The 24,100-nt window shown below is 58.4% G+C and carries 13 protein-coding genes and 7 pseudogenes; 18 read left to right on the top strand and 2 right to left on the bottom strand.

The genetic code is table 11. The annotated features are described in order from the left end of the window. Positions 1-71: 71 nt before the first annotated feature. Positions 72-1,406: an IS5 family transposase gene (locus tag ACFLEY_RS43370; RefSeq protein WP_060909258.1), complete on the bottom strand. Its 1,335-nt coding sequence runs from the start codon at positions 1,404-1,406 to the stop codon at positions 72-74. Positions 1,407-2,204: 798 nt separating this feature from the next. On the opposite strand from ACFLEY_RS43370, the gene ACFLEY_RS43365 reads away from it, so the two are divergent. The 4 genes and pseudogenes from ACFLEY_RS43365 to ACFLEY_RS43350 all read left to right on the top strand — a co-directional run. Next, entirely contained in the window at positions 2,205-3,473 is a 1,269-nt protein-coding gene (locus tag ACFLEY_RS43365) for an IS256 family transposase (RefSeq protein ID WP_038952271.1), read from the top strand. Positions 3,474-3,539: 66 nt separating this feature from the next. Continuing rightward, positions 3,540-4,232, top strand: a complete 693-nt coding sequence (locus ACFLEY_RS43360) for a tyrosine-type recombinase/integrase (RefSeq protein WP_211434617.1) — start codon at positions 3,540-3,542, stop codon at positions 4,230-4,232. 123 nt (positions 4,233-4,355) lie between these two features. Further along, positions 4,356-5,009 carry a hypothetical protein gene (locus ACFLEY_RS43355; RefSeq protein ID WP_060909257.1) on the top strand — a complete coding sequence of 218 codons (654 nt, stop codon included), beginning with the start codon at positions 4,356-4,358 and terminating at the stop codon, positions 5,007-5,009. Positions 5,010-5,145: 136 nt separating this feature from the next. After that, positions 5,146-5,430: pseudogene (locus tag ACFLEY_RS43350) on the top strand (transposase); the annotation flags it as partial. Between the two features lie 289 nt (positions 5,431-5,719). Here ACFLEY_RS43350 and ACFLEY_RS43345 read toward each other — a convergent pair. Further along, positions 5,720-6,782: pseudogene (locus ACFLEY_RS43345) on the bottom strand (IS630 family transposase). A gap of 379 nt (positions 6,783-7,161) precedes the next feature. Here ACFLEY_RS43345 and ACFLEY_RS43340 point away from each other — a divergent pair. The 14 genes and pseudogenes from ACFLEY_RS43340 to nifE form a co-directional block, all read left to right on the top strand. Continuing rightward, positions 7,162-7,902 (top strand): annotated as a pseudogene (locus tag ACFLEY_RS43340) (IS1380-like element ISBdi2 family transposase); the annotation flags it as partial. Positions 7,903-9,035: 1,133 nt separating this feature from the next. Further along, positions 9,036-10,100 carry an IS630-like element ISRj1 family transposase gene (locus ACFLEY_RS43335; protein ID WP_026192128.1) on the top strand — a complete coding sequence of 355 codons (1,065 nt, stop codon included), beginning with the start codon at positions 9,036-9,038 and terminating at the stop codon, positions 10,098-10,100. 8 nt (positions 10,101-10,108) lie between these two features. After that, positions 10,109-10,573, top strand: a pseudogene (locus ACFLEY_RS43330) (alanine dehydrogenase); the annotation flags it as partial. A 736-nt stretch (positions 10,574-11,309) separates the two neighbouring features. Then, positions 11,310-11,504 carry a 4Fe-4S binding protein gene (locus tag ACFLEY_RS43325; protein WP_011084548.1) on the top strand — a complete coding sequence of 65 codons (195 nt, stop codon included), beginning with the start codon at positions 11,310-11,312 and terminating at the stop codon, positions 11,502-11,504. Between the two features lie 193 nt (positions 11,505-11,697). After that, positions 11,698-13,193: pseudogene (sufB, locus tag ACFLEY_RS43320) on the top strand (Fe-S cluster assembly protein SufB). 67 nt (positions 13,194-13,260) lie between these two features. Then, positions 13,261-14,013: a Fe-S cluster assembly ATPase SufC gene (gene sufC, locus ACFLEY_RS43315; RefSeq protein WP_060909254.1), complete on the top strand. Its 753-nt coding sequence runs from the start codon at positions 13,261-13,263 to the stop codon at positions 14,011-14,013. 16 nt (positions 14,014-14,029) lie between these two features. Next, positions 14,030-15,340 (top strand): Fe-S cluster assembly protein SufD, encoded by a 1,311-nt coding sequence (gene sufD, locus ACFLEY_RS43310; RefSeq protein WP_060909253.1) that lies wholly within the window; start codon positions 14,030-14,032, stop codon positions 15,338-15,340. A 149-nt stretch (positions 15,341-15,489) separates the two neighbouring features. Then, positions 15,490-15,768: an aminotransferase class V-fold PLP-dependent enzyme gene (locus tag ACFLEY_RS43305; RefSeq protein WP_369527133.1), complete on the top strand. Its 279-nt coding sequence runs from the start codon at positions 15,490-15,492 to the stop codon at positions 15,766-15,768. 241 nt (positions 15,769-16,009) lie between these two features. Continuing rightward, positions 16,010-16,566: pseudogene (locus ACFLEY_RS43300) on the top strand (aminotransferase class V-fold PLP-dependent enzyme). Positions 16,567-16,589: 23 nt separating this feature from the next. Continuing rightward, positions 16,590-17,902, top strand: a pseudogene (locus tag ACFLEY_RS43295) (IS256 family transposase). A gap of 180 nt (positions 17,903-18,082) precedes the next feature. After that, positions 18,083-18,843, top strand: a protein-coding gene (locus ACFLEY_RS43290; RefSeq protein WP_110115998.1) for an IS5 family transposase whose coding sequence is annotated in 2 segments (ribosomal slippage) — positions 18,083-18,422 and positions 18,422-18,843 — 762 coding nt in all. Because the reading frame shifts where the segments join, the coding sequence is not laid out codon by codon here. 384 nt (positions 18,844-19,227) lie between these two features. Continuing rightward, complete coding sequence (nifD, locus tag ACFLEY_RS43285) at positions 19,228-20,730, top strand: nitrogenase molybdenum-iron protein alpha chain (RefSeq protein WP_060909252.1); 1,503 nt, start codon at positions 19,228-19,230, stop codon at positions 20,728-20,730. Between the two features lie 65 nt (positions 20,731-20,795). After that, positions 20,796-22,352, top strand: coding sequence for a nitrogenase molybdenum-iron protein subunit beta (gene nifK, locus ACFLEY_RS43280; protein ID WP_060909251.1), 1,557 nt, complete (start codon positions 20,796-20,798; stop codon positions 22,350-22,352). A 92-nt stretch (positions 22,353-22,444) separates the two neighbouring features. Then, entirely contained in the window at positions 22,445-24,091 is a 1,647-nt protein-coding gene (gene nifE / locus ACFLEY_RS43275) for a nitrogenase iron-molybdenum cofactor biosynthesis protein NifE (RefSeq protein ID WP_396604434.1), read from the top strand. The last annotated feature ends 9 nt before the right edge of the window (positions 24,092-24,100 follow it).

Genomic DNA, 24,100 nt, shown 5'->3' with positions numbered 1-24,100 from the left:
TCAAGGAATCGGAGCGACTGGACAAAATCTCAGTTATTAGTCCTCCGTGAAGAACGCGGACGAGCGCTGATTTAAGCGATCTTTTGAGCCGGGACAGTTTCGGCGAAGGCGCGGATGATGGCACGCAAGAGTTCTGCGAGCCATCGCAGGAGCAGGCCGAAGTTGTAGCCGGCCGCGGCGAGGACGGCGTTGATGCGGTCACCGACGCTGCCTTTGAGATAGTTGCGGTCCATGCGGTGCTCGGCCTTGACGTGACCGATGACGGGTTCGACAGCCGCGCGAGGCTTCATCTCGCTCCGGATGGAAGCCGTGACGCGGCGAACCTGACCCGAGATCCAGACCCTGAACCGGTGCGGGTAGTTGTGGCCACGGTACCCTTTGTCGACGTGGATACGACGAGCCTCCACGCCGGTGAGCTTCTCCATGTCGGCGACCACGGGGCCGAGCGTGTGGCCGTCAAAGGGATTGCCGTGCAGCGCCTTGGTATGGAGCACGAACTGTCCACCCTTCGGGGACGTCACGGGGGTGGCGATACTGACCTTGCAGCCGAACTCGTAAGGCGCGCGGGCTTTGCCCTTGCCGATGCACTCGACCTCCGGCGCATGCAACGCATAGACCTTGGGGCCGCGCTGATGCTGATCCTGGCTGCGCACCCGCTGCGCCAGATCGAGCAGCGGGCCGAAGCGCGCTTCCAGCGCCGCATCGCCATCAATCTTGCGGCGGATGTCGCGGATGATCCGGCCAAGCCGCGTCCGCAGGAACTTGAGTTGGCGCCGGGCGCGCTTGAACTGGTGAGCGTGGGTATAGCGGCCGACCATGATGGCGGCGCGCTTGGCCAGGCGCAGATAGCTCTGGCGCAGCGGCACACGGTTGCGCTTGGCAAGCCCGACGAGCTTGGTGATGGCCCGATGCATCAGCCGCGCGTCGGTCGGATGGGCAACGGCCTTGGGCTGCACCGTGGTATCGACCACCACTCGCTCCAGGTCCTTGGGACCGATGGCGCCAGTCTTGTGTGCCACCGACAGACTTTCCTGGATCAACGCGACGAGCTGCTCCTCGCCGAGCCGCTGGCGCCAGCGCGTCATCGACGATCGATCGAACGGCAGCCGGTGGCAGAAGCTTAACTCGCCGCAGAAGTATTGGTAATAAGGGTTCTCGATCCAGCGGGCGCACAGCACCTCATCCGAGAGATTGTGCATGTGCTTCAGAATGAACAGGCCGGCGACAAGCCGCGTCGGTAGGCCAGGCTGCCCCGGCCCGGTTTGGCACACCGAACCAAAGCGGTCATCCAGAAACTTCCAGTCGATCAGCGCCGCCAACCGCACCAGCGGGTGGCCCATGTCGATGATTTGATCGAGCGCCGGAAGCAACAGGTCTTTCTGGCGATCATCCCGCGGTTTGCTCATCGCCGTCCCCAATGCCGATGACCCGTCCGTCAGGGAATCACGAATCGCTCGAAAGCAAAATCCCAAAACGCAAGAAACCGCGGCCCCACCCCCCGGCTTTCCTGCAAAATCGAATACTTTATCGAGACAACTTCTGCCTATCTCTCAGGCCGATCTGCATTCTTCACGGACGACTTATTAAGGCGAGGGTAAAAACATTCGAGAAAGCGTACTTCCCACAGGTACCGCAAATAGCCCGCCTTGCAATCCGCACAAGTGATTTTATTCGCAAGGGCAAACGGCTTGGAGACCCTGTCTATTTAGATAGCGCCTGGGATCTCGTACATGATTCGAAGCTTCCCGCCAGCATCACCGAGCACCCACATTTTAAGTCAGTTTATGGTTACGTTGCGAGCGCTCTGCAGCCGCCAAAACTGCAGGAGGCCCGCGCCGCATTCAAGTTCGTTCTTGGCACAAGGTTTCCGCCACCTATCGAGCATCTGCGTTGTTGGTTTTTTGCCGAACGCAATTCTGGAATAGGTTTCACACAATGTCTGGAAATTTGCGATTTTGTTGTTTCCGGCCGGTCGTACGAGCGGGCACAAAAGGTGCAGTTTTCAGCCTACAAAGCGCTTCTCCTAAACCATCAAGGGCGGGAGAACGCTTTTGACAACCCGTGGAGGCGGCGAACTCGTACTTCCAGGCTCTGGCACTGCACTGTAGAGCTATGGCGGAATCTGGGTGATGACGGTGTGAGGAAGGCGGCGTATCGAGGCGGGTGACGAGCCTGCCAGAACCTCTCGAGGAGAGCGATACGCCATGACCGAGACTACCAATGTTCTTGCTTTCCGTCAGCCGTCCGCGGTTGATGATCCACTGACCGATATCGTTCGAGCCGGCGCGCGGGACCTGCTTGCCAGGGCGATCGAGATCGAGGTTGGCGCGTTTCTGGCCAGCACGGCCAATCTGACGCTGCCCGACGGTCGAGCGCGCCTGGTCCGACATGGGCACGGTCCGGTGCGCGAGATTGCGACCGGCATCGGTCCGGTGGAGGTCGCTCGTCCCAAGGTCCGCGACCGCGGAGCGAGCGGGCCAGGCGACCGCCTCCGCTTCAGTTCGGCAATCCTGCCGCTATGGGCGCGGCGGACGAAGAGCCTGGATGCCTTGATCCCGGTCCTCTATTTGCGCGGCATCTCGACCGGCGACTTCCAGGAGGCGCTCTCGGCGCTGCTCGGCAAGGATGCGCCGAACCTGTCGCCTTCGGTGATCGCCGGCCTGAAGGCCGATTGGCAGGTCGAGTACGAACGCTGGCAGAGACGCGATCTGTCGGCGCGTCGCTATGTCTACATCTGGGCCGATGGCGTGTACCTGCAGGCCCGCATGGAAGATCACAGCGAATGCATGCTGGTGCTGATTGGCACCACGCCGGAAGGCAAGAAGGAGCTGATCGGCTTCCAGGTCGGCGTGCGCGAGAGCGCGCAGAGCTGGCGCGAACTCCTGATCGACCTGCGGCAACGCGGGTTACGGATTGCCCCGCAACTCGCCATCGGCGACGGCGCCCTCGGCTTCTGGAAGGCACTGGACGAGGCCTTTCCCGGCACGCGGCACCAACGATGCTGGTGCCATAAAGTGAGCAACGTACTCGACAAGGTCGCCAAATCCGTGCAGGGCCCCATGAAGAACGACCTGCGGAACATCTATCTGGCCCCACACCGGGCCGAAGCTGAAACCGCGATCGACGTCTTCGTCGAGAAATACCACGTCAAATACGGACGTGCGGTGGAGTGCCTGATCAAGGATCGCCATGCGCTGCTCGCCTTCTTCGACTTCCCTGCTGAGCACTGGATCCACCTACGCAGCTCGAACCCGATCGAGAGCGTCTTCGCCACGGTGCGCCACCGAACGGTGCGGACCAAGGGATCGCTGTCGCAACAAACTGCGAAGCTGATGGTGTTCAAGCTCATCGACGCCGCATCGAAGACCTGGCGGCGATTGAAGAGCACGAACCAGTTGCCGAAAGTCATCGCCGGTGTAAAGTTCATCGACGGAATCGAAGTCATTCCGAACACTGAAAGCCACGCCGCCTGATCAGGCCGCGTCACCCAAAATCAGCCATAGCTCCTGCACTGTAGCGTCTTCAAGAACAATTTGGCGATGAATAGCGATCGAGCATCCGACTCGGAAAAATATATTCAAGATACTGCGCTGACTTTGTTCGATCTCAGCCTTCGTGCCTTGGGGTTGGATCGATCGCTAGTGATCGTTGCCGACGTTATGAGGATAGCCAATGGCTATCTAGATCCAATCGAATGGGCGACGACCAGGATCTACAAGGGAGTGTATTTGCACTCCTTCGACATCGCAACGCTCAATCGCTCAAGCAAGGAAATCGCGAGAATAATCTCGAGCGAAGTCAACTCCGACTGTTGGATGGAGCTGACTGACCTTCGTTGGGATCAAATCGAATTCTCCACGGCTACTCTACATGTCCGAAGAGTCAAACAAGGCACGCCGAGCACGCACCCGATTTTGGGCGATGAGTTGCGTGCCCTACGCAAGCTTCAGCGGGAGCAGAAGCCAAAATCGCCGTTTGTCTTTACATCGGAACGCGGTACCCCGTTTACCACAGCAGGATTTGCACGAATGGTCGAGCGCGCTGGCGTTACGGTGGAGCTAAACTTCAAAGCTCATCCACACATGCTCCGCCATGCTTGCGGATATGCGCTCGCAAACAAAGGTCACGATACACGTGCGTTGCAAGCCTATTTAGGCCACAAGAATATTCAACATACGGTCCGCTACACCGAATTGTCGCCTACCCGGTTCAAGGATTTTTGGCGCGATTGAAGCGAGCAGATCGGCGACATGTTGATTCCACAAACCGGGCTGCTTTCTTTATTTAACCAAATCACCGTTTGACTTTCGCGCTTAAGTGGTAGAATTTCGTTTTTTTTCATATAAGGGCGAGGTATGATCGTGCCTTGGAAAATTTATTTTGCGTTTCTTGTGATTGTTTTTTCGCCCGCCGTTGGTGGCCCAGCAAAAGCCGACCTCACTCCCGCTATCCTCGCGCCGACCAGCGATGTGAAGGATATCATATCGCATTTCCGCGCAGAAATGTCCGCCTTGATTGCGCAGGCGGGTGGCGAGGCCAGAGTCACGCTTATGAGAGCATTCCAGCTTTCGGATCAGCTAATTCAATCGTTGACAACCGCTTATGCGGACTCCGTCAAGTTGACCTTTTCCCAATTGGACAGCCAGCAGCAGAAAGCCTTCGGTGACACTCTAAATGCAATAAATGAGATGAATCAGGCGGTTCGTGATCCGATCAATAAGGGGCTGCAGCTCGGAAATACTTTCGCTGCAATTACAGCAGACGTGTTTTCTTGGACGAAGAAGCCTATGGTCATTGCTTACAGTCCGAGCTACGTCGCTCCCGCTTCAATTTCCGACACGGTGCGCATCTCGATTTCTGGGGTACGCCTTCATGCAGCGGATGTGGCCGCCCCAAAGCTAAGAATGAAGGGGCTTGATTTCACTCCGTCAGAAGTTACGGACGTCTCACTTGGATTCCTGGTTCCTAGAAAGTCGTCCGTGAAGAATGCAGATCGGCCTGAGAGATAGGCAGAAGTTGTCTCGATAAAGTATTCGATTTTGCAGGAAAGCCGGGTGTTGGGCCGCGGTTTCTTGCGTTTTGGGATTTTGCTTTCGAGCGATTCGTGATTCCCTGACGGACGGGTCATCGGCATTGGGGACGGCGATGAGCAAACCGCGGGATGATCGCCAGAAAGACCTGTTGCTTCCGGCGCTCGATCAAATCATCGACATGGGCCACCCGCTGGTGCGGTTGGCGGCGCTGATCGACTGGAAGTTTCTGGATGACCGCTTTGGTTCGGTGTGCCAAACCGGGCCGGGGCAGCCTGGCCTACCGACGCGGCTTGTCGCCGGCCTGTTCATTCTGAAGCACATGCACAATCTCTCGGATGAGGTGCTGTGCGCCCGCTGGATCGAGAACCCTTATTACCAATACTTCTGCGGCGAGTTAAGCATGAGTGTTACCCGCCTGAGCAAGGGTATGTGTTCGACTTGCTCAGGGTGAAGTTAGTTGAAGATAAGCACACCGCATACAAGGATAACGACACGTCCCCCGGCACGAATTATGGCGGGATCAATTGGAAGGACGGTGTGAAAACCGAACGAAATATTTGCATTGAAGTGAGCGCTGCCACGGGCTGCACGGAATGCGGCGGTCATACGGAAGGGCACCTAGAAGCCTGGATGGTTCGCACGGTAGACGAGGAAAAGACCTTTGCTGAGGGGCCTAGTACCCGGAATCAGAGCTGAGTGATACGGCGGCCTTTGAAGCGGCGTGACGGACCTTTTTCTTGGTCCAGACGAAGGGCTCGGCTTTGTCGTTGTACGCGTTGACGTAGGCGTCGATGTGTTCCTGAAGCTGCTTGAGGCTGTAAAGGAGATGCCGCTAAGCGACTGCCCCTGCAGGATCGAAAACCATACCTCGACCTGATTGAGCCAGGACGCACTTGTCGGCGTGAAATGAAATTGCACGTTGGGGTGGGCCTTAAGCCAGTCCTCGTTCTTCTTGTGGGTGTTGAGGTTGTCGAGGATGACGTGAAGCTGGCGGTTCGGAAAGGCCGCGGTGAGGCTGTCCATGAAATCGAGAAACTCGACGCGGCGACGGCGTTTTGAATGGGTCGCGATGATCTTTCCGGTGGCGACTTCGAGCGCCGCAAACAATGTTGTGGTGCCATGCCGCTTGTAATCGTGGCTTTGGCCGGTCAAGGCGCGGCCATTGGGCAACTTCAGATAACCCTGCGCTCGCTCCAAAGCCTGGATCGAGGGCTTCTCGTCCACGCACAGCACAATGGCCTTCGCCGGCGGCGCGACATAGAGGCCGACAACATCGGCGGCTTTGGCCGTAAAGTTCGGGTCGTTGCTCTCGCACCAGGACTTGCGAGCCACCAGGTCAATCTTGTGGCTGCGCAGGAACCGCCAGACATATTGGACATCGACATCGCCCAGCGCCTCGGCCAGCAGGGGGCCGGTCCAGCGCGCAAACCCTTGCGGTGGCGGCTTATCCAGCAGCTTCAGAATCCGCTTGTCGGTCGTCTTCGTATAGATCGGCTGCTTGCCAGGCCGCGGCTTGTCTTGCAGCCCTTCAAGGCCATGGTCGGCATAGCGATGCCGCCAAAGGCTGACAATCCGCGGCTGGACCCCAACTTCCTTGGCGATCGACCGGGTGCTGCGCCCATCCGCCGCCAACAGAACTATCCGCGCCCGCTTCAAATCGCGCTGCAACGTCACCGGTGAGCGACAGCACGCCTCAAGCACCTTGCGATCTTTCCTCGAAAGGTGGACTTCTCTTGCTTCGGGTATCATCCCGACCTTGAATCACGACTCACGTTCCAAGAAAAGTGGGTACTAGCCCGCTCAACTGGAATGAGGATCCTCCACCAATTCGCCTAAAGGTTAATCCGATAAGCCAGGTCATTACGGTCCGTCTTTTCAATGAAATAACGCGAAGGGTGCCAGCGACATCGAGACAATCACTACAATTTCTCACTGTCGAGCCGGACCCACGTAACAACGTCGTATTTCTCGTTCCACAGAGAGAGTGGAATGCTCGATAAATGATCGATCCGTTCAGGTACCGGTCGAGGTTTCCGCTTACTAGCCTGTCTTATTCGTAAGAGGCGCCCGAGAGGCTGGCGAGCGTGGTGTAAAGCGCTGATACGGCGTAGGATTCGGTTGTGAAGCCAAGACGCCGGGCGGCGTCGAGGTGCGTGCCCTTCTGCGCCGCCTGGTACGGCATATCCGCACGCGGTGGCACAACACGCGAATTACGTTCCGTGGCGACGGGCACTATGCCCGGCCGGAGGCCATGGCGTGGTGCGAGACCAACGGCATCGACTACATCTTCGGTCTGTCCGGCACCAAGCCTCTCGCCAGAAAAGTCGACGAGGTCGCCGACGACATCCGCACCCGACGCGCCATCGAGAACCTGCCGGTTCTGCGTGGCTATACCGAGACGCGCCACAAGGCAAAGTCCTGGGATCGCGAACGGCGCACCGTCGCCCGTATTGAGGCGACGATGCTCGGCCTCGACATCCGTTTCGTCGTCACCAGCCTCGATGTCGGCTCGGCCGAGTGGATCTACGACAGCCTGTATTGCGCGCGCGGCCAAGCCGAGAATCTGATCAAGCTGCATAAGACGCAGCTCGCCTCCGATCGCACCAGCTGCCGTTCGGCGCTCGCCAACCAGGTCCGTCTCGTGCTCCATACGGCCGCTTATTGGCTGATGCTGACCGTGCGCGACGCCATTCCCAAAGCCCGGGAATTGGCCGCTGCCGAGTTCGCGACGCTGCGTCTTCGTCTCTTGAAGCTCGCTGCCCGTGTGGTCGAGACCACGAGCCGCATTCGCCTTGCGTTCGCCGCGGCATGTCCCGAAGCCGACCTGATCCGCTGCTTGCCCGGCGCGCTGCTCCCGCTCGGTCCGTAACCGACCGGGCCTGCGCCCGCTCACCCGCCCCACTCCTCCATCGCCTACAAAACAGCTTGATGTAGAACCCGGTGAGAAAAGGCCGGACGGTCACCCACGCCAGCCGCCAGCCCCCGTCAGACGTCAAGAACGACCGTGCTCTCGTGAATAGATCGGGTTAGGAGTTCGGCACCTCTTTGGACTGACCATGTTGTCTGCGCTTGCGGGAGGAGCTTGAGCAATTCGGGTTTGATAAGGCCGAGCGCAGCCGAGGGCTCGAAGACCCCGGCGATCACGAGGCCGTTCCTTATCCAACGTGTCTTTCAGCGTCGAGCCTTGCAACGGGAGCGCGCGGTTTCGTCGCGCCTAGAGTGGAATATTAACATTGCAAACGTCTAGGTTGTATGCAACCATAGGATCGGGTCTCAGAAACCGAAGACAGCATCAGTGGCCATCAATGGGCCAGCGTGCTAACAGCCCCGTTCGGCGGGGACGGTGCGCCCGTGTCCAAGCGCACCCCAAAAGCACATTGGCCGGTCACGATTACGGTTTCTGAACCCCGGCAGCCAGTCCGCTACCGGCATCAGAGCTAAAAGCAAAATCCATGAACCATCAGCGAATCTCGCGCCGCGTCGTGGCGATCGCTCGCGTCTGTAGTCTCGAAGTGTTGCACGACAACGAAACATCTCAGCAGAGGGCCGACCGGTTGCTGGCGCCGCACAAGCGGCGCAACCGTTGTCCGTTGTCAAATGATTTGAGGCTGATTAGGCGGCTGGCGAAAGGAGCGTCTGGCTCCTCAGGGGTTAGAGTTTAAGCGGCCTGCACTCGATGCTGCGAGCGACGGTTTGCGTCTCATCGGCGCCATCCTGCTCGAGCGGCGCCCAAGTTGAGCCCCCCGACGCACCTTCCGAGCGGCCTGTTCGCCGTCAGGGCCTGTGAGACAAACACGGGGATTTTGCGGAGGGAGGATTTCTGGTTCATCGTAGCCACCAGGAGCGAAGATGAAACAGAATCCGGACCGGGCAAAGCGTCGGCAGACCAAGTGCTAAAGGACATTCGGCGCCAGACCCGCCGGCAGTATTCGGCGGAAGAGAAGATCCGCATCGTGCTAGTACCCACTTTTCTTGGAACGTGAGTCGTGATTCAAGGTCGGGATGATACCCGAAGCAAGAGAAGTCCACCTTTCGAGGAAAGATCGCAAGGTGCTTGAGGCGTGCTGTCGCTCACCGGTGACGTTGCAGCGCGATTTGAAGCGGGCGCGGATAGTTCTGTTGGCGGCGGATGGGCGCAGCACCCGGTCGATCGCCAAGGAAGTTGGGGTCCAGCCGCGGATTGTCAGCCTTTGGCGGCATCGCTATGCCGACCATGGCCTTGAAGGGCTGCAAGACAAGCCGCGGCCTGGCAAGCAGCCGATCTATACGAAGACGACCGACAAGCGGATTCTGAAGCTGCTGGATAAGCCGCCACCGCAAGGGTTTGCGCGCTGGACCGGCCCCCTGCTGGCCGAGGCGCTGGGCGATGTCGATGTCCAATATGTCTGGCGGTTCCTGCGCAGCCACAAGATTGACCTGGTGGCTCGCAAGTCCTGGTGCGAGAGCAACGACCCGAACTTTACGGCCAAAGCCGCCGATGTTGTCGGCCTCTATGTCGCGCCGCCGGCGAAGGCCATTGTGCTGTGCGTGGACGAGAAGCCCTCGATCCAGGCTTTGGAGCGAGCGCAGGGTTATCTGAAGTTGCCCAATGGCCGCGCCTTGACCGGCCAAAGCCACGATTACAAGCGGCATGGCACCACAACATTGTTTGCGGCGCTCGAAGTCGCCACCGGAAAGATCATCGCGACCCATTCAAAACGCCGGCGCCGCGTCGAGTTTCTCGATTTCATGAACAGCGTCACCGCGGCTTTTCCGAACCGCAAGCTTCACGTCATCCTCGACAACCTCAACACCCATAAAAAGAACGAGGACTGGCTCAAGGCCCACCCCAACGTGCAATTTCATTTCACGCCGACAAGTGCGTCATGGCTCAATCAGGTCGAAGTATGGTTTTCCATCTTGCAGGGGCAGTCGCTCAGCGGCACCTCCTTCACGAGCCTCAAGCAGCTTCAGGAACACATCGATGCCTACGTCAACGCATACAACGACAGAGCCGAGCCCTTCGTCTGGACCAAGAAAAAGGTCCGTCAACGCCGTTTCAAAGGCCGCCGTATCACTCAGCTCTGATTCCGGGTACTAGGTTTTCGACCATCGAATCCGTGGAGGAAGAGGTATTTGCGGCGGACGTGGTGATTGGTGCGGTGCTCGTCCCAGGGGCGAGCGCTCCGAAGCTGGTCCGCCGGAGCATGCTGAGCTCAATGCGCAAGAGAGCCGTACTCGTGGACGTCGCTATCGATCAGGGCGGCTGCTTTGAGACATCGCGCCCAACCACTCACGCTGATCCAACATACGAAGTAGATGGCATCATTCATTATTGTGTGGCCAATATGCCGGGTGCCGTGCCGCTAACCTCGAGCCAGGCACTGAATAACGCGACCCTGCCGTTTGGTTTGGCTCTGGCCAACAAGGGTTTTTCCGCCGTACTCGAGAATCCACATCTGCGCGCAGGCCTCAACGTCCATCGGGGCCGGCTAACATACAAGGCGGTGGCCGAGAGCCTCGGGCTGCCCTTCTCCCCGATCGAACAGGCTGCGGCCTGATCCCAGAGGCCCTCATGGGCGTTTCCTCCCTGACTAAGGCCACCCTTCGGGGTGGCTCTTTTTTTCGGCTATTTATCAACTGACCTCCGCCAGTATTGATTAGGAGTGCGGAACGAAGCAGAGGATCACCGGACGAACGCCTGCCTCAACCGCCGCCGGGATAGGGAGACGATGTACCTTCGCCCCATACGGTGCATGTGAATGCCGGTTTTGGCCGCAATACAGGGCAACTGAGAATCCGTCCCTTGGGCTCCACGAAGATGCGCATCACCAGTGAGGTTTTGTCTGGAGCGACTGCTGCGACCTTTCTGACGGAATCTGGGTACGTCGATTGGATCGGCGATGACGGCCGGTTTGTTCGTCATGATGCTTTGCCTAACGGTCCCGTTGAGTGGAGCCGACAAGATGCGCCGCGGGCGACCTGATACTTGCCCGGACAGCTCCATGATGTCGCGACACATCGATCATAGCCGCGGCAGGCGGCCTTAAGGATCTCGGATCGTTCCCTAATGCTGGAGAAGGTGGTTTACCTGATCGCTGACGGCCGTGACACCGATCATGCGCAAACCACAGGATCGAGATCAGATTGTCATGTTCGTTGTAGGATTTGCGACACCGTATCGGGTCGGCGACTTGCGTTATCGAAATTTCTTCAGATGAATCAAGCTCAAGATGTCTGGCACAAGACTTGATAGCAAGAAACTGTTCCGCACCTTCTGCTTATGGAATAGCACTGATGGCCTACAAGATAATCGCATCCCAATGCACGGTCTGCGGTGCGTGTGAGTTCGAGTGTCCCAATGCCGCGATTAGCCTGAAGAACGACATCTATGTGATCAATCCGTCCCAGTGTACCCAATGTGAGGGGCATTCTGACGCGCCAAAGTGCGCCGTGGTTTGCCCCGTGCCAGATACTTGCGTGCCCGCATAGGAGCGGCAGCCGATGAGAGGGGCTCCTGCACGAAGCATGATGAAGATAATATCCAAAACAGCCGCCTTTGCGACCCGTCTCCCGTTTTCCTCGCTCGCTAGCCCCGTGTTCGAAGTGATTTGCGCGAGCCGCTCGGAAAGATTGCTGCGCAGTCGGCGCCGGCGGGAGTTGCCTTGAGTGAGCGGAGGAGGCAATGGTAGCCGTTCAAGAGACGGTCGAGCGCGTCAAGCGCATCGACGTCGACCAGTATCGTTATGGGTTTGAGACCCTGATCGAGTCCGACAAGGCCCCCAAGGGGCTGTCTGAAGACACCGTCCGGTTCATCTCCGAGAAGAAGAACGAGCCCGCCTGGATGCTCCAGTGGCGGCTCGAAGCCTATCGGCGCTGGCTGACCATGACCGAGCCGACCTGGGCCCGCGTCGACTATCCCAAGATCGACTTCCAGGACCTCTATTATTACGCGGCGCCGAAGCCGAAGAAGACGGTCACCTCGCTCGACGAGATCGATCCGGAGATTCTCAAGACCTACGAGAAGCTCGGCATTCCCCTGCGGGAAGTCGCCATGCTCGAAGGCGTCGAGCCGAAGCCCGGCGAGCAAGATCCGGCGCGCCGCAAGATCGCGGTCGATGCGGTGTTCGATTCGGTTTCGGTTGCGACCACCTTCAAGGCGGAGCTGAAGAAGGCCGGCGTGATCTTCATGCCGATCTCAGAAGCCATCCGCGAGCATCCCGAGCTGGTCCAGAAATATCTCGGCTCTGTGGTTCCGACCTCGGACAATTTCTACGCGACGCTGAACTCGGCGGTGTTCTCCGACGGCTCGTTCGTCTACGCGCCGCCGGGCGTGCGCTGCCCGATGGAGCTATCGACCTATTTCCGCATCAACGAGCGCAACACCGGCCAGTTTGAGCGGACGCTGATCATCGCCGACAAGGGCTCCTACGTCTCCTATCTCGAAGGCTGCACCGCGCCGCAGCGCGACGAGAACCAGCTCCACGCCGCCGTGGTCGAGCTCGTCGCGCATGACGATGCCGAGATCAATTATTCGACGGTGCAGAACTGGTATCCCGGCAATTCGGAAGGCAAGGGCGGCATCTACAATTTCGCCACCAAGCGTGGCGACTGCCGCGGCAACAATTCCAAGATCTCCTGGACCCAGGTCGAAACGGGTTCGGCGATCACCTGGAAGTATCCGAGCTGCATCCTGCGCGGCGACAATTCCCGCGGCGAGTTCTACTCGATCGCGATCTCGAACGGCTTCCAGCAGGTCGATTCGGGCACCAAGATGATCCACCTCGGCAAGAACACGTCGAGCCGCATCATCTCGAAGGGCATCGCCGCCGGCAAGTCGCAGAACACCTATCGCGGCTCGTCACCGCGCACCGGAAAGCGACCGGCGCGCGCAACTTCACCGCCTGCGATTCGCTCCTGATCGGCGACAAATGCGGCGCGCACACCGTGCCGTACATCGAAGCCAAGAACTCCTCGGCGACGTTCGAGCACGAGGCGACGACCTCGAAGATCTCCGAGGACGTGCTGTTCTACTGCGTCCAGCGCGGGCTTTCTCAGGAGGAAGCGGTCGGCATCGTCGTCAACGGCTTCGTCAAGAACGTTCTGCAAAAGCTGCCGATGGAATTCGCAGTGGAAGCGCAGAAGCTAATCTCGATCTCGCTCGACGGATCAGTTGGATAAACCAACCTCCAGCAAGCCGTCTCAAATACGGCCCGCTATACGACGCACTTTAAGGGACCAGATCAGAATGGCGCTCCTCGAAATCCGCGACTTGCATGCTCGCGTCGAAGGCCTCGAAATTATTCATGGCCTCGATCTTAGCGTCAATGCGGGTGAGGTGCACGCGATCATGGGGCCGAACGGGTCCGGCAAGTCGACGCTCTCGCATGTGATCGCCGGCAAGCCCGGCTATGAGGTCACCGGCGGCCAGATTCTGTTCAAGGAGGAAGATCTCCTGGAGATGGACCCGGAGGAGCGCGCCGCCAAGGGCGTGCTCCTGGCCTTCCAATATCCGGTCGAGATCCCTGGCGTGACCACAATGAACTTTCTGCGGGCGGCACTGAACGCCCAGCGCAAAGCGCGAGACGAGCGGGAATTATCCACCCCCGAGTTTCTGAAAAGGATCCGTGAGGCCGCCGGTTGGCTTAACATCCCTCACGACATGCTCAAGCGCGGCTTCAATGTCGGTTTCTCAGGCGGCGAGAAGAAGCGCAACGAAATTTTGCAGATGGCGCTGTTCGAGCCGGGCCTGTGCATCCTGGACGAGATCGATTCCGGCCTGGACATTGACGCGCTGCGTATCGTCGCCAACGGCATCAATGGCTTGCGTTCGCCCGAACGAGCGATGGTCGTGATCACTCACTATCGACGGCTCCTCGACCATATCGAGCCGGACGTTGTGCACGTGATGTCGAAAGGACGGGTCAGGAAAAGCGGTGGCAAGGAACTCGCGCAGGAGCTCGAGGCTTATGGCTACGCCCAATTCGAAGACGCAGCCTGACCTCAAGGATTTACCGATGAAGCAGGCCAAAGCTCGCGCCAAACGCGCCACGGGGGAGGTCTTTGCTGCGGCGCAACTGCCTGGTGTAGCCCCTGTTCCGGAAATCCGGGCGAGGGCATTCGAGATTTACAAAAGTGCCGGCCTCCCGCATCCGCGCATGGAGAATTGGAAATACACTGATCCACGCGCACTGATCGGCGAGGTGCTGCCACTCGCTCCGCGACCGGATGCGGACGCGATCGTCCGCGCAAACGTATCGGCCAAGCAAGCCGCTGCTCATCAGGCAGTCAAGCTTGTTTTGGTGGACGGCATATTCACTCCGCACCTATCCCATCTCGGCGAGTTGGAAAATGAAATCGTTGTACGCTCGCTGAGGGAGGTTGTGGAGGACGCGGCCACGGCAGAGTTGGCTGGTCTGGTGCTGTTGACGACGAGCAACCCGGCGATCTCGCTCAATGCCGCAATGGCGACAGATGGCTTGGTGATTACGGTCCCCGACGGCGCTGCGTTGAACCCTCCAATTCACATCGTTCACGTGGCAACCGGTTGTTCGGTGTCCACGTTTACCCGCTCGTATCTGCAGCTCGGTAAAGCAGCGCATGCGGTCGTCGTGGAAAGTTTCGTGGCGGCAGAAGGTGCGAGCGGCTATCAGGCCAACGATGCGATCATCGCCTTGGTTGGTGACGAGGCGAGCCTTTCGCATATCCGCGTGGCAGCCGATGCCTGTGACGCTGCGAATATCTCCTCGGCGATCGTGGCCGTCGGCGCCGGGGCTACGCTCGACTTCTTCAGCATGACCTGCAGCGGCTCCGTCAGCCGCTATCAGGGTTTCATCACCCTGGCCGGCGAGGGAGCAAAGCTCTCGGCGAATGGGGTTAATCTCGTCAGAGGAAAGCTGCACGCCGACACAACGATCGTGGTCGACCACGCAGTGCCATATTGCACCAGCCGGGAGAAGTTCCGCGCGGTCGTCGATGATTGTGGACGCTCGGTGTTTCAGGGTCGAATCGTCGTTCGTCCCGCCGCCCGGAAGACGGATGCCGCCCTGACGACGCGAGCGATGCTGCTATCCGACCAGGCCGAGGCCGACAATAAGCCGGAACTTGAAATCTTGGCTGACGACGTGACCTGCGGCCACGGCGCGGCATCGGGTGCGCTCGACGAGAATCTCGTATTCCATTTGCGCGCTCGGGGACTGTCCGAGAAGGATGCGCGGATGTTGCTGATTAAAGCGTTCGTTGGCGAAGCGATTGAGGAGATCGCTTCCAAGAATTTGCGCGAGTTTGTGACAGCGCGAGCTGAACACTGGCTGCGGGGTGGGGGATGAGTGTACATCCCGCAACGAGCAATGGGGGTTAAGAGGTCGACCGTCTGCGTATGGACTTTCCTGCACTGTGCATGAAAGTGTAGGGCAAGCCGCTGGTTTACCTCGATAACGCTGCAGCCGCGCAAAAGCCGAACGCGGTGCTTGTTCGTATGATGCAGGTATACTCCTGCGAATACGCCAACGTTCATCGTGGCTTGCACCACCTCTCTAACGCGGCGACCGAGGCCTATGAAGGTGCCCGTGCCAAGGTGGCGGTTTGTGAACGCGCATTGCAGCGAAGAGATCATCTTCATCAGGAGTGCACGGAGGCAATTAATCTGGTCGCCCAGACCTTCGGCCGTGAACGTATCACCCCGGGTGACGAGATTGTTCTCTCAATTCTGGACATCGTGCCCTGGCGCCTTCTCAGAGACGACTTGGTGCAGTGATAAAATGGGCGCCGGTGGATAATGAGGGAAGTGTCCTGCTCGACGATTTCGAGCGGCTTCTGACTCTCGCGTACCAGGATGGTTGCGATCACACACATGTCGAACGTGCTCGCGACAGTGTTGCCGATCAGAGACAGTCAGGATCGCGCATGCCCGGGGTATCCCGTTGCTGGTCGACGGCTCGCAATGATGCGTCCGTCTGAACGCCGACGTATGCGACATCGATTGCGATTTCTACGTCATGACCAGCCCCAAACTGTATGGTCCGGCTGGCATTGGTGTGCTTTACGGCGAGTCTGAGCATCTGCCGTCGATGCCGCCGTTCAATGGCGGCGGGGAGATGATCCGTGAAGTCTCGCATTCCGGGGTCATCTATGGCGATCGGCCACACCGGTTCGACGCGGGTACGCCGCCGATCGTCCAGGCCATCGGCTTAGGCGCGGCTATCGATTACATCAGTTCAACAGGCAAGGTACGGATCCACAGGCACGAGAACATACTGGCCGCTTACGGTCAGGAGAGGCTAGGGGACCTCAACTTTGTTCGGATGATCGGGACGGCGGCCGAGAAGGGAGCGATTAATTCGTTCGAAGTGAAGGGAACGCACGCGCATGATATTGCCACGATCGTCGCCCGGGCCGCTGCATCGGTGCGGGCGGGGGGCGCTGTGCGATGCCGCTGCACATGCATCTCGGCGTGCTGGCTGCGTGCTCTGTGTCCCTCGGCATGTACAACACACGCGAAGACATCGATGTGATCGTGCGTGCCCCTTATCGAGCTATGCGGGAAACTGGGTGATGACGGAATGAGATAGGCGGCGTATCGAGGCGGGTGTCGAGCCTGCCAGAACCTCAAGGAGAGCGATACGCCATGAACGAGCATAGCAACATTGTCCCACTGCGTCAGCCCGATGAGATCGACGATCCACTGACGAATATTTTGCGATCTGGTGCTCGGCAGCTGCTTGCGCAGGCTGTCGAGATGGAAGCCGAGGCGTTTCTCGCCGCGATGAAGGGCTTGAAGCTTCCCGATGGCCGCGACCGCCTCGTGCGGCACGGCCATGGTCCAGTGCGGACGATCCAGACGGGGATCGGCGCCGTCGAAGTCGCCCGGGTAAAGATTCGCGATCGCGCGGTGACCAGCGATGGCGAGCGGATCCGCTTCACCTCGGCGATCCTGCCGTTGTGGGCACGGCGCACGAAGAGCTTGGATGCACTTTTGCCGGTTCTGTACCTGCGAGGCATCTCGACGGGCGACTTCCAGGAGGCGCTGGCGGCGCTCTTGGGCAAGGATGCGCCGAATCTTTCTCCGGCGGTGGTTTCCAGACTGACGACGGAGTGGCAGCTCGAGTACGAGCGTTGGCAGAAGCGCGATCTGTCGGCGCGCCGGTACGTATACGTGTGGGCGGACGGCGTCTTCCTGCAGGCTCGCATGGAAGACCACAGCGAATGCATGCTGGTGCTGATCGGCGCGACGCCGGAAGGCAAGAAGGAACTCATCGGCTTCCAGGTCGGCGTGCGCGAGAGCACGCAGAGCTGGCACGAACTGCTCGTCGAGGCGAAAACCCGTGGGCTGAAGATCGCCCCGGAAATCGCCGTCGGTGACGGCGCGCTCGGCTTCTGGAAGGCGCTCGACGAGGTCTTTCCCGCCACGCGACATCAGCGGTGCTGGGTGCACAAAACCGCGAATATCTTGAACAAAGTCGCAGTGTCGGTACAGGCCAGCATGAAGAAGGATCTGCGCGAGGTCTATTTGGCGTCCAACCGAGCTTCGGCCGAAGTGGCGATCGATGTCTTTGCCGAGAAATACGGAGCGAAGTACGACGGTCGAGTGCCTGACGAAAGATCGCGACGCAATGCTTGCGTTCTACGAATTCCCCGCCGAGCATTGGGACCACTTGCGGACGACGAATCCCATCGAAAGCGTGTTCGCGAGGGTCCGGCACAGAACGGTGCGCACGAAAGGTTCGTTATCGTCAACAACTGCCAAGTTGATGGTGTTCAAGCTGCTCTGCGCCGCATCAAAGACCTGGCGGCGGCTGAAAGGCACAAATCAGTTGCCGAAGGTCAGCGCAGGTGTCAGATTCGAAAACGGCATCGAGGTCATCCAAGTGCCGGAAAACCACGCCGCCTGATCGCCTCGTCACCCAAAATCCCGCATAGCTCCCCCTTATCAAGGCGCGACGATGCTCGTGTGATCTAACGAGCCTAAGAAGTTCACGTGGCGTCGAGGTAGCTCGCTTTGAGATCTAGGGTCTGTACCTAAATAGCGCCACGTGATTCTCTTGCCTACGTGTTGATTCGGGGGCGAGAGAATGCGCGCTGGTTTGTTTTGGCTGAACGACAGGCAATGGGCGCGTATCGAACCGCATCTGCCGAGGGGACTGACGGGGCCGGATCGGGACGACGACCGACGCATCGTCAGCGGCATCATTCACATGCTGCAATCGGGTGCACGATGGCGTGATTGTCCACGTGAATACGGCCCTTACACGACGATCTACAATCGCTTCAATCGCTGGGCCAAGCGAGGACGATGGTGCGCAATCTTCGAAGCGCTGGCCAAGCCTGGCGAAGACGGCGTCGTACTGTCGCTCGACTCGACCTCGATTAAAGCTCACCGGTGTGCCTCCGGCGGAAAAGGGGGGAGCACAATCAAGCAATCGGCCGCTCGCGCGGAGGCCGCACGACAAAAATCCATGCGCTGAGCGATCCGCTCTGCCGGCCGGTCGTCCTGCATCTGACTCCAGGCCAGGATGCAGATATCGCTGCGGCTCCCGATGTCCTGGCGCTCGCGCCACCCATGAGCGTGCTCCTCGCCGACAAAGGGTATGATGGCGACAAGCTTCGCGGCGAAATCATTCGTCGTGGCGCCAAGCCCGTAATCCCCAATAAATCTAACCGTGTCGTCATCCATCGCTTCAACAAACGCGCCTACAAAGGACGAAATGTCATCGAACGCTGCTTTTGCAGGCTCAAGGACTTCCGGCGCATCGCCACGCGATATGACAAGCTCGCCCGTAATTTTTTGGCCGCTGTTCATCTCGCCGCTCTCGTCGCATATTGGCTCAATTGAGTCTGGACCCTAGAGCGCGAGATCGCGCACGTCATTACATCGCAGGTGAGCACCTATAGGTTTCAATAAGTATGAAGGATTGGAAGCCAGACTTGCGGCCTGCTTCCGCCTTACCCCGCAGAGCGTTGCTGTCGCGCATAAACTCAAAAACTCCGCCGTGAATTTCACGCGCGGCCGCCTTGTTCCATTTCGAACGCCGCCAAACCAAGAGTCCCTCGCAAAGGCGAGATGTCGGATTCGCAACAACAGCCCGTCACCGTACAAGGCGCGCTAAGAAACTGTTGTTGTTCTAGTTTTAGTGCTCATGAGACCCTGGCATGCCGGTTGCAAAGTCTTGGATCAAGAAGCCGCCCTCCCAACAGCTAACCTTTTAAAGGACACCAGATGAGTCTCGCCACGACCAACAGCGTTGCAGAAATCAGGGCTCGCAACAAAGAGCTGATCGAGGAGGTGCTGAAGGTCTATCCGGAGAAAACCGCGAAAAGGCGTGCCAAGCACCTCAACGTGCACCAAGCAGGTAAGTCGGACTGCGGGGTGAAGTCCAACATCAAATCCATACCCGGCGTGATGACGATAAGAGGGTGCGCCTATGCAGGGTCGAAGGGGGTGGTCTGGGGACCAATCAAGGACATGGTTCATATCAGCCATGGCCCGGTTGGCTGCGGCCAATATTCATGGGGCTCGCGGCGCAACTATTACGTTGGCACCACGGGCATCGATAGCTTCGTGACTCTGCAGTTCACCTCCGACTTCCAGGAAAAGGATATCGTATTTGGCGGCGACAAGAAACTGGACAAAATCCTTGATGAAATCCAAGAGCTGTTTCCACTCAACAACGGCATCACGATACAATCAGAGTGCCCGGTAGGGTTGATCGGTGACGATATCGAGGCGGTGTCAAGGGCGAAATCCAAAGAATATGGAGGCAAGACCATCGTGCCGGTCCGTTGTGAGGGCTTTCGGGGTGTGTCGCAGTCACTAGGCCATCACATTGCAAACGATGCGGTACGCGATTGGATTTTCGGGCATATCGAGGCCGAGGGCAAACCAAAGTTCGAGCCGACACCATACGATGTTGCGATCATCGGAGACTACAATATCGGCGGCGATGCTTGGTCATCGCGAATTCTGCTTGAAGAGATGGGACTACGGGTAATCGCGCAGTGGTCCGGCGACGGTTCACTGGCCGAGCTCGAAGCAACGCCGAAGGCAAAGCTCAACATTCTGCATTGCTACCGTTCCATGAACTATATCTCACGCCACATGGAAGAGAAGTTCGGCATCCCTTGGTGCGAGTACAACTTCTTCGGACCTTCAAAGATCGCGGACTCACTGCGCAGGATTGCGGGTTATTTTGATGACAAGATCAAGGAAGGCGCCGAGCGAGTGATCGAGAAGTATCAGCCGCTGGTGGACGCCGTGATTGCAAAATATCGCCCGCGCCTCGAGGGCAAGACGGTGATGCTGTACGTCGGCGGCCTTCGTCCGCGTCATGTGATTGGCGCGTACGAGGACCTCGGGATGGACGTCATTGGCACTGGCTACGAGTTCGGTCACAACGACGACTATCAGCGCACAGCTCAGCACTACGTGAAAGACAGCACCCTCATCTATGATGACGTCAATGGCTATGAGTTCGAGCGCTTCGTCGAAAAACTCCAGCCTGATCTTGTCGGCTCAGGCATCAAGGAAAAGTACGTTTTCCAAAAGATGGGGGTGCCGTTCCGGCAGATGCATTCGTGGGACTATTCGGGTCCATATCACGGTTATGACGGCTTTGCGATCTTCGCGCGCGACATGGACATGGCCGTCAACTCGCCAATTTGGAAAAGAACGAAAGCTCCCTGGAAGGAAGCGCCGAGCGCCAAGCTCCAGGCTGCAGAATAACGCAACTCGTCTCGCTCTCCGGGAAAGCCCGGGCGATTCCAATCTGATAGTGAAGGATTTCACCGATGCCGCAGAGTGCCGAACACGTGCTCGATCATGTCGAACTGTTCCGCGGTCCAGAATACCAGCAAATGCTGGCGAAGAAGAAGATATTCGAGAATCCGCGCGATCCTGCCGAGGTCGAACGTATCAAGGAATGGACCAAAACGGCCGAATATCGCGAAAAAAACTTCGCGCGGGAGGCGCTGGCGGTAAATCCGGCGAAGGCGTGTCAGCCGCTTGGCGCCGTATTCGCCTCTGTCGGCTTTGAGCGCACGCTGCCCTTCGTCCACGGCAGCCAAGGCTGTGTGGCCTATTACCGCAGTCATTTGTCGCGGCACTTCAAGGAGCCTAGCTCCTGTGTCTCTTCATCAATGACGGAAGATGCTGCCGTATTCGGCGGTCTGAACAACATGACCGACGGGCTCGCGAACAGCTACAAGATGTACAAGCCCAAGATGATTGCGGTTTCCACAACCTGCATGGCCGAAGTGATCGGCGATGACCTGAACGCCTTCATCAAGACGTCGAAAGAAAAGGGCTCGGTTCCGGCAGACTTCGACGTGCCGTTCGCCCACACGCCCGCATTCGTTGGCAGCCACGTCACCGGCTACGACAATGCCCTCAAAGGCATTCTGGAGCATTTTTGGGACGGCAAGGCCGGAACAGCGCCGAAGCTGGAGCGCAAACCGAATGGAGCGATCAACATCATTGGCGGGTTTGATGGATATACCGTCGGGAACCTTCGCGAGATTAAGCGCATCTTGGAATTGATGGGCATCCAGCACACAGTTCTCGCCGACAATTCTGAAGTGTTCGACACTCCGACAGACGGCGAATTCCGGATGTATGACGGTGGTACGACGCTGAAGGATGCGGCGAACGCGATTCACGCCAAGGCGACCATCTCCATGCAGCAATGGTGCACGGAAAAAACGCTGTCATTTGCGGCAGAGCATGGCCAGGACGTTCTATCCTTCAACTACCCGGTAGGCTTATCAGCAACGGATGACTTTATCGTCGCGCTGTCACGCATCAGCGGCAAGGAGATTCCGGAGCAACTCGCGCGAGAACGTGGCCGCTTGGTTGATGCCATTGCCGACTCAAGCGCTCATGTTCATGGCAAAAAGTTCGCGATCTATGGCGATCCGGATCTTTGCTATGGATTGGCTGCGTTTCTGCTCGAACTCGGCGCCGAACCGACCCATGTGCTGTCCACCAATGGCAACAAAGCGTGGCAGGAGAAAATGCAGGCGCTGCTTGCAAGCTCGCCATTTGGACAGGGCTGCCAAGTCTATCCGGGTCGGGATCTCTGGCACATGCGTTCACTCTTGTTCACCGAGCCGGTCGATTTTCTGATTGGCAACACCTATGGGAAGTATCTGGAGCGTGATACCGCAACGCCACTGATCCGCATCGGCTTTCCGATTTTCGACCGGCATCACCATCACCGCTCCCCCATATGGGGCTATCAGGGCGGTCTGAATGTGCTGGTCAAGATCCTGGACAAGATCTTCGACGAGATCGACAACAAGACCCACATTCTTGGCAAAACCGACTACAGCTTCGACATCATTCGTTGATGAGCAACTACACGTGCCATCGTCCAGGACTGGACGATGGCACGAGCACATAACGGTTGAGTTTACAATTTGTTGCCCTGAGAGGAAGCAGGATGAGTTCACTGGCGGCCACGGTCCAGAATATCTTCGACGAGCCAGGCTGCGCCAAGAATGGCAGTAAGTCTGAGGCGGAACGCAGGAACGGCTGTACCAGACAGTTGCAGCCGGGTAGCGCTGCGGGTGGCTGTGCTTTCGACGGCGCGAAGGTTGCGCTGCAGCCGTTCACCGATGTCGCTCACTTGGTACATGGCCCGATCGCGTGCGAAGGTAATTCCTGGGACAATCGCGGCGCGGCGTCGTCCGGCTCGGATTTGTGGCGCACCGCTTTCACAACCGATTTGAGCGAAACCGATATTGTATTCGGAGGCGAGAAGCGGCTGTGCAAAGCGATCAAGGAGATCATCGACAAGTGCGATCCGCCCGCAATCTTCGTCTATCAAACCTGCATCCCGGCGATGATCGGCGATGACATCAATGCAGTGTGCAAGGCAGCGTCGCGAAGATTCTCAAAACCGGTGATCCCGATCAATTCTCCGGGCTTCGCCGGTTCGAAAAACCTCGGTAACAAGCTCGCGGGCGAAGCCTTGCTCGACTACGTGATCGGCACGCGAGAACCGGACTACACCACGCCGTACGACATCAATCTGATCGGAGAATACAATCTTTCAGGAGAGCTCTGGCAGGTGAAGCCATTGTTAGACGAGCTTGGAGTGCGAATTCTCTGCTGCATTTCGGGCGATGGCAAATACCGCGAAGTCGCTTCATCTCATCGCGCGCGGGCGGCAATGTTGGTGTGCTCAAAATCCATGATCAACGTGGCACGCAAGATGGAGCAACGCTACGGGATCCCATTCTTCGAGGGGGCGTTCTACGGTATTCAGGATTCAAGCGAATCGCTACGCCAGATCGCCCGCTTATTGGTTGAGCGCGGCGCCCCGGCAGATCTGCTCGGGCGCACCGAAGCGGTGATCGCGCGCGAGGAAGCGCGGGCGTGGGCTGCCATCCAGCCGTACAAGCCGCGACTCGAAGGCAAAAGGGCCTTGTTAATGACCGGCGGTGTCAAGTCATGGTCGGTCGTCTCGGCGCTCCAGGAAGCCGGGCTGGAATTAGTCGGAACCAGTGTGAAGAAATCGACCATGGAAGACAAGGAGCGCATCAAGGAGCTCATGGGGCAGGATGCCCACATGATCGACGACATGACTGCGCGCGAAATGTACAAGATGTTGAAGGACGCAGAAGCGGACATCATGCTATCGGGCGGCAAGTCGCAATTTGTCGCGCTGAAGGCGGCGGTGCCATGGGTCGATATCAACCAAGAGCGTTGCCACGCCTATATGGGTTATGCCGGAATAGTCAAGCTGGTGGAGGAGATCGATAATTCGCTCTCCAGTCCGATGTGGGAGCAGCTACGTCGGCCAGCGCCATGGGAGGCATTGGCCAAGGCGCGGGAGCAGATGCAATCGTCCATGGCCGCGATCGCCTGCGATCCGGCCCTCGCCGAAACAGCGCGCCGCGCGAGGAATATCGGCGTGTGTAACAGGGTTGATCTGGGCACGATTGAGGACGCAATCTACGTGCACGGCTTGAGGAGCGTCGCAGCGGTCCGAGAGCTTACCAATGCGGCCGGTGGCTGCTGTCAAGGACGCATCGAAGATATGTTGATGTCCGAGCCATCTGACATGCGACAGGCCGCAGAGTAGGGAGTCGCC

It is taken from the genome of Bradyrhizobium sp. YCK136 (assembly GCF_044570075.1).
In the GTDB taxonomy this organism is placed as follows: domain Bacteria; phylum Pseudomonadota; class Alphaproteobacteria; order Rhizobiales; family Xanthobacteraceae; genus Bradyrhizobium; species Bradyrhizobium diazoefficiens.
Note: the sequence above shows the minus strand (reverse complement) of the source record. Positions and strands in the feature narration are given on the sequence as shown.

Coding starts and splice junctions, on each gene's coding strand:
- nifD (WP_060909252.1), top strand. CDS start 19,228: ATGAGTCTCGCCACGACCAACAGCGTTGCAGAAATCAGGGCTCGCAAC.
- sufD (WP_060909253.1), top strand. CDS start 14,030: ATGAAGCAGGCCAAAGCTCGCGCCAAACGCGCCACGGGGGAGGTCTTT.
- sufC (WP_060909254.1), top strand. CDS start 13,261: ATGGCGCTCCTCGAAATCCGCGACTTGCATGCTCGCGTCGAAGGCCTC.
- nifK (WP_060909251.1), top strand. CDS start 20,796: ATGCCGCAGAGTGCCGAACACGTGCTCGATCATGTCGAACTGTTCCGC.
- nifE (WP_396604434.1), top strand. CDS start 22,445: ATGAGTTCACTGGCGGCCACGGTCCAGAATATCTTCGACGAGCCAGGC.
- ACFLEY_RS43365 (WP_038952271.1), top strand. CDS start 2,205: ATGACCGAGACTACCAATGTTCTTGCTTTCCGTCAGCCGTCCGCGGTT.
- ACFLEY_RS43305 (WP_369527133.1), top strand. CDS start 15,490: ATGATGCAGGTATACTCCTGCGAATACGCCAACGTTCATCGTGGCTTG.
- ACFLEY_RS43325 (WP_011084548.1), top strand. CDS start 11,310: ATGGCCTACAAGATAATCGCATCCCAATGCACGGTCTGCGGTGCGTGT.
- ACFLEY_RS43360 (WP_211434617.1), top strand. CDS start 3,540: ATGAATAGCGATCGAGCATCCGACTCGGAAAAATATATTCAAGATACT.
- ACFLEY_RS43335 (WP_026192128.1), top strand. CDS start 9,036: ATGATACCCGAAGCAAGAGAAGTCCACCTTTCGAGGAAAGATCGCAAG.
- ACFLEY_RS43355 (WP_060909257.1), top strand. CDS start 4,356: ATGATCGTGCCTTGGAAAATTTATTTTGCGTTTCTTGTGATTGTTTTT.
- ACFLEY_RS43370 (WP_060909258.1), bottom strand. CDS start 1,406: ATGAGCAAACCGCGGGATGATCGCCAGAAAGACCTGTTGCTTCCGGCG.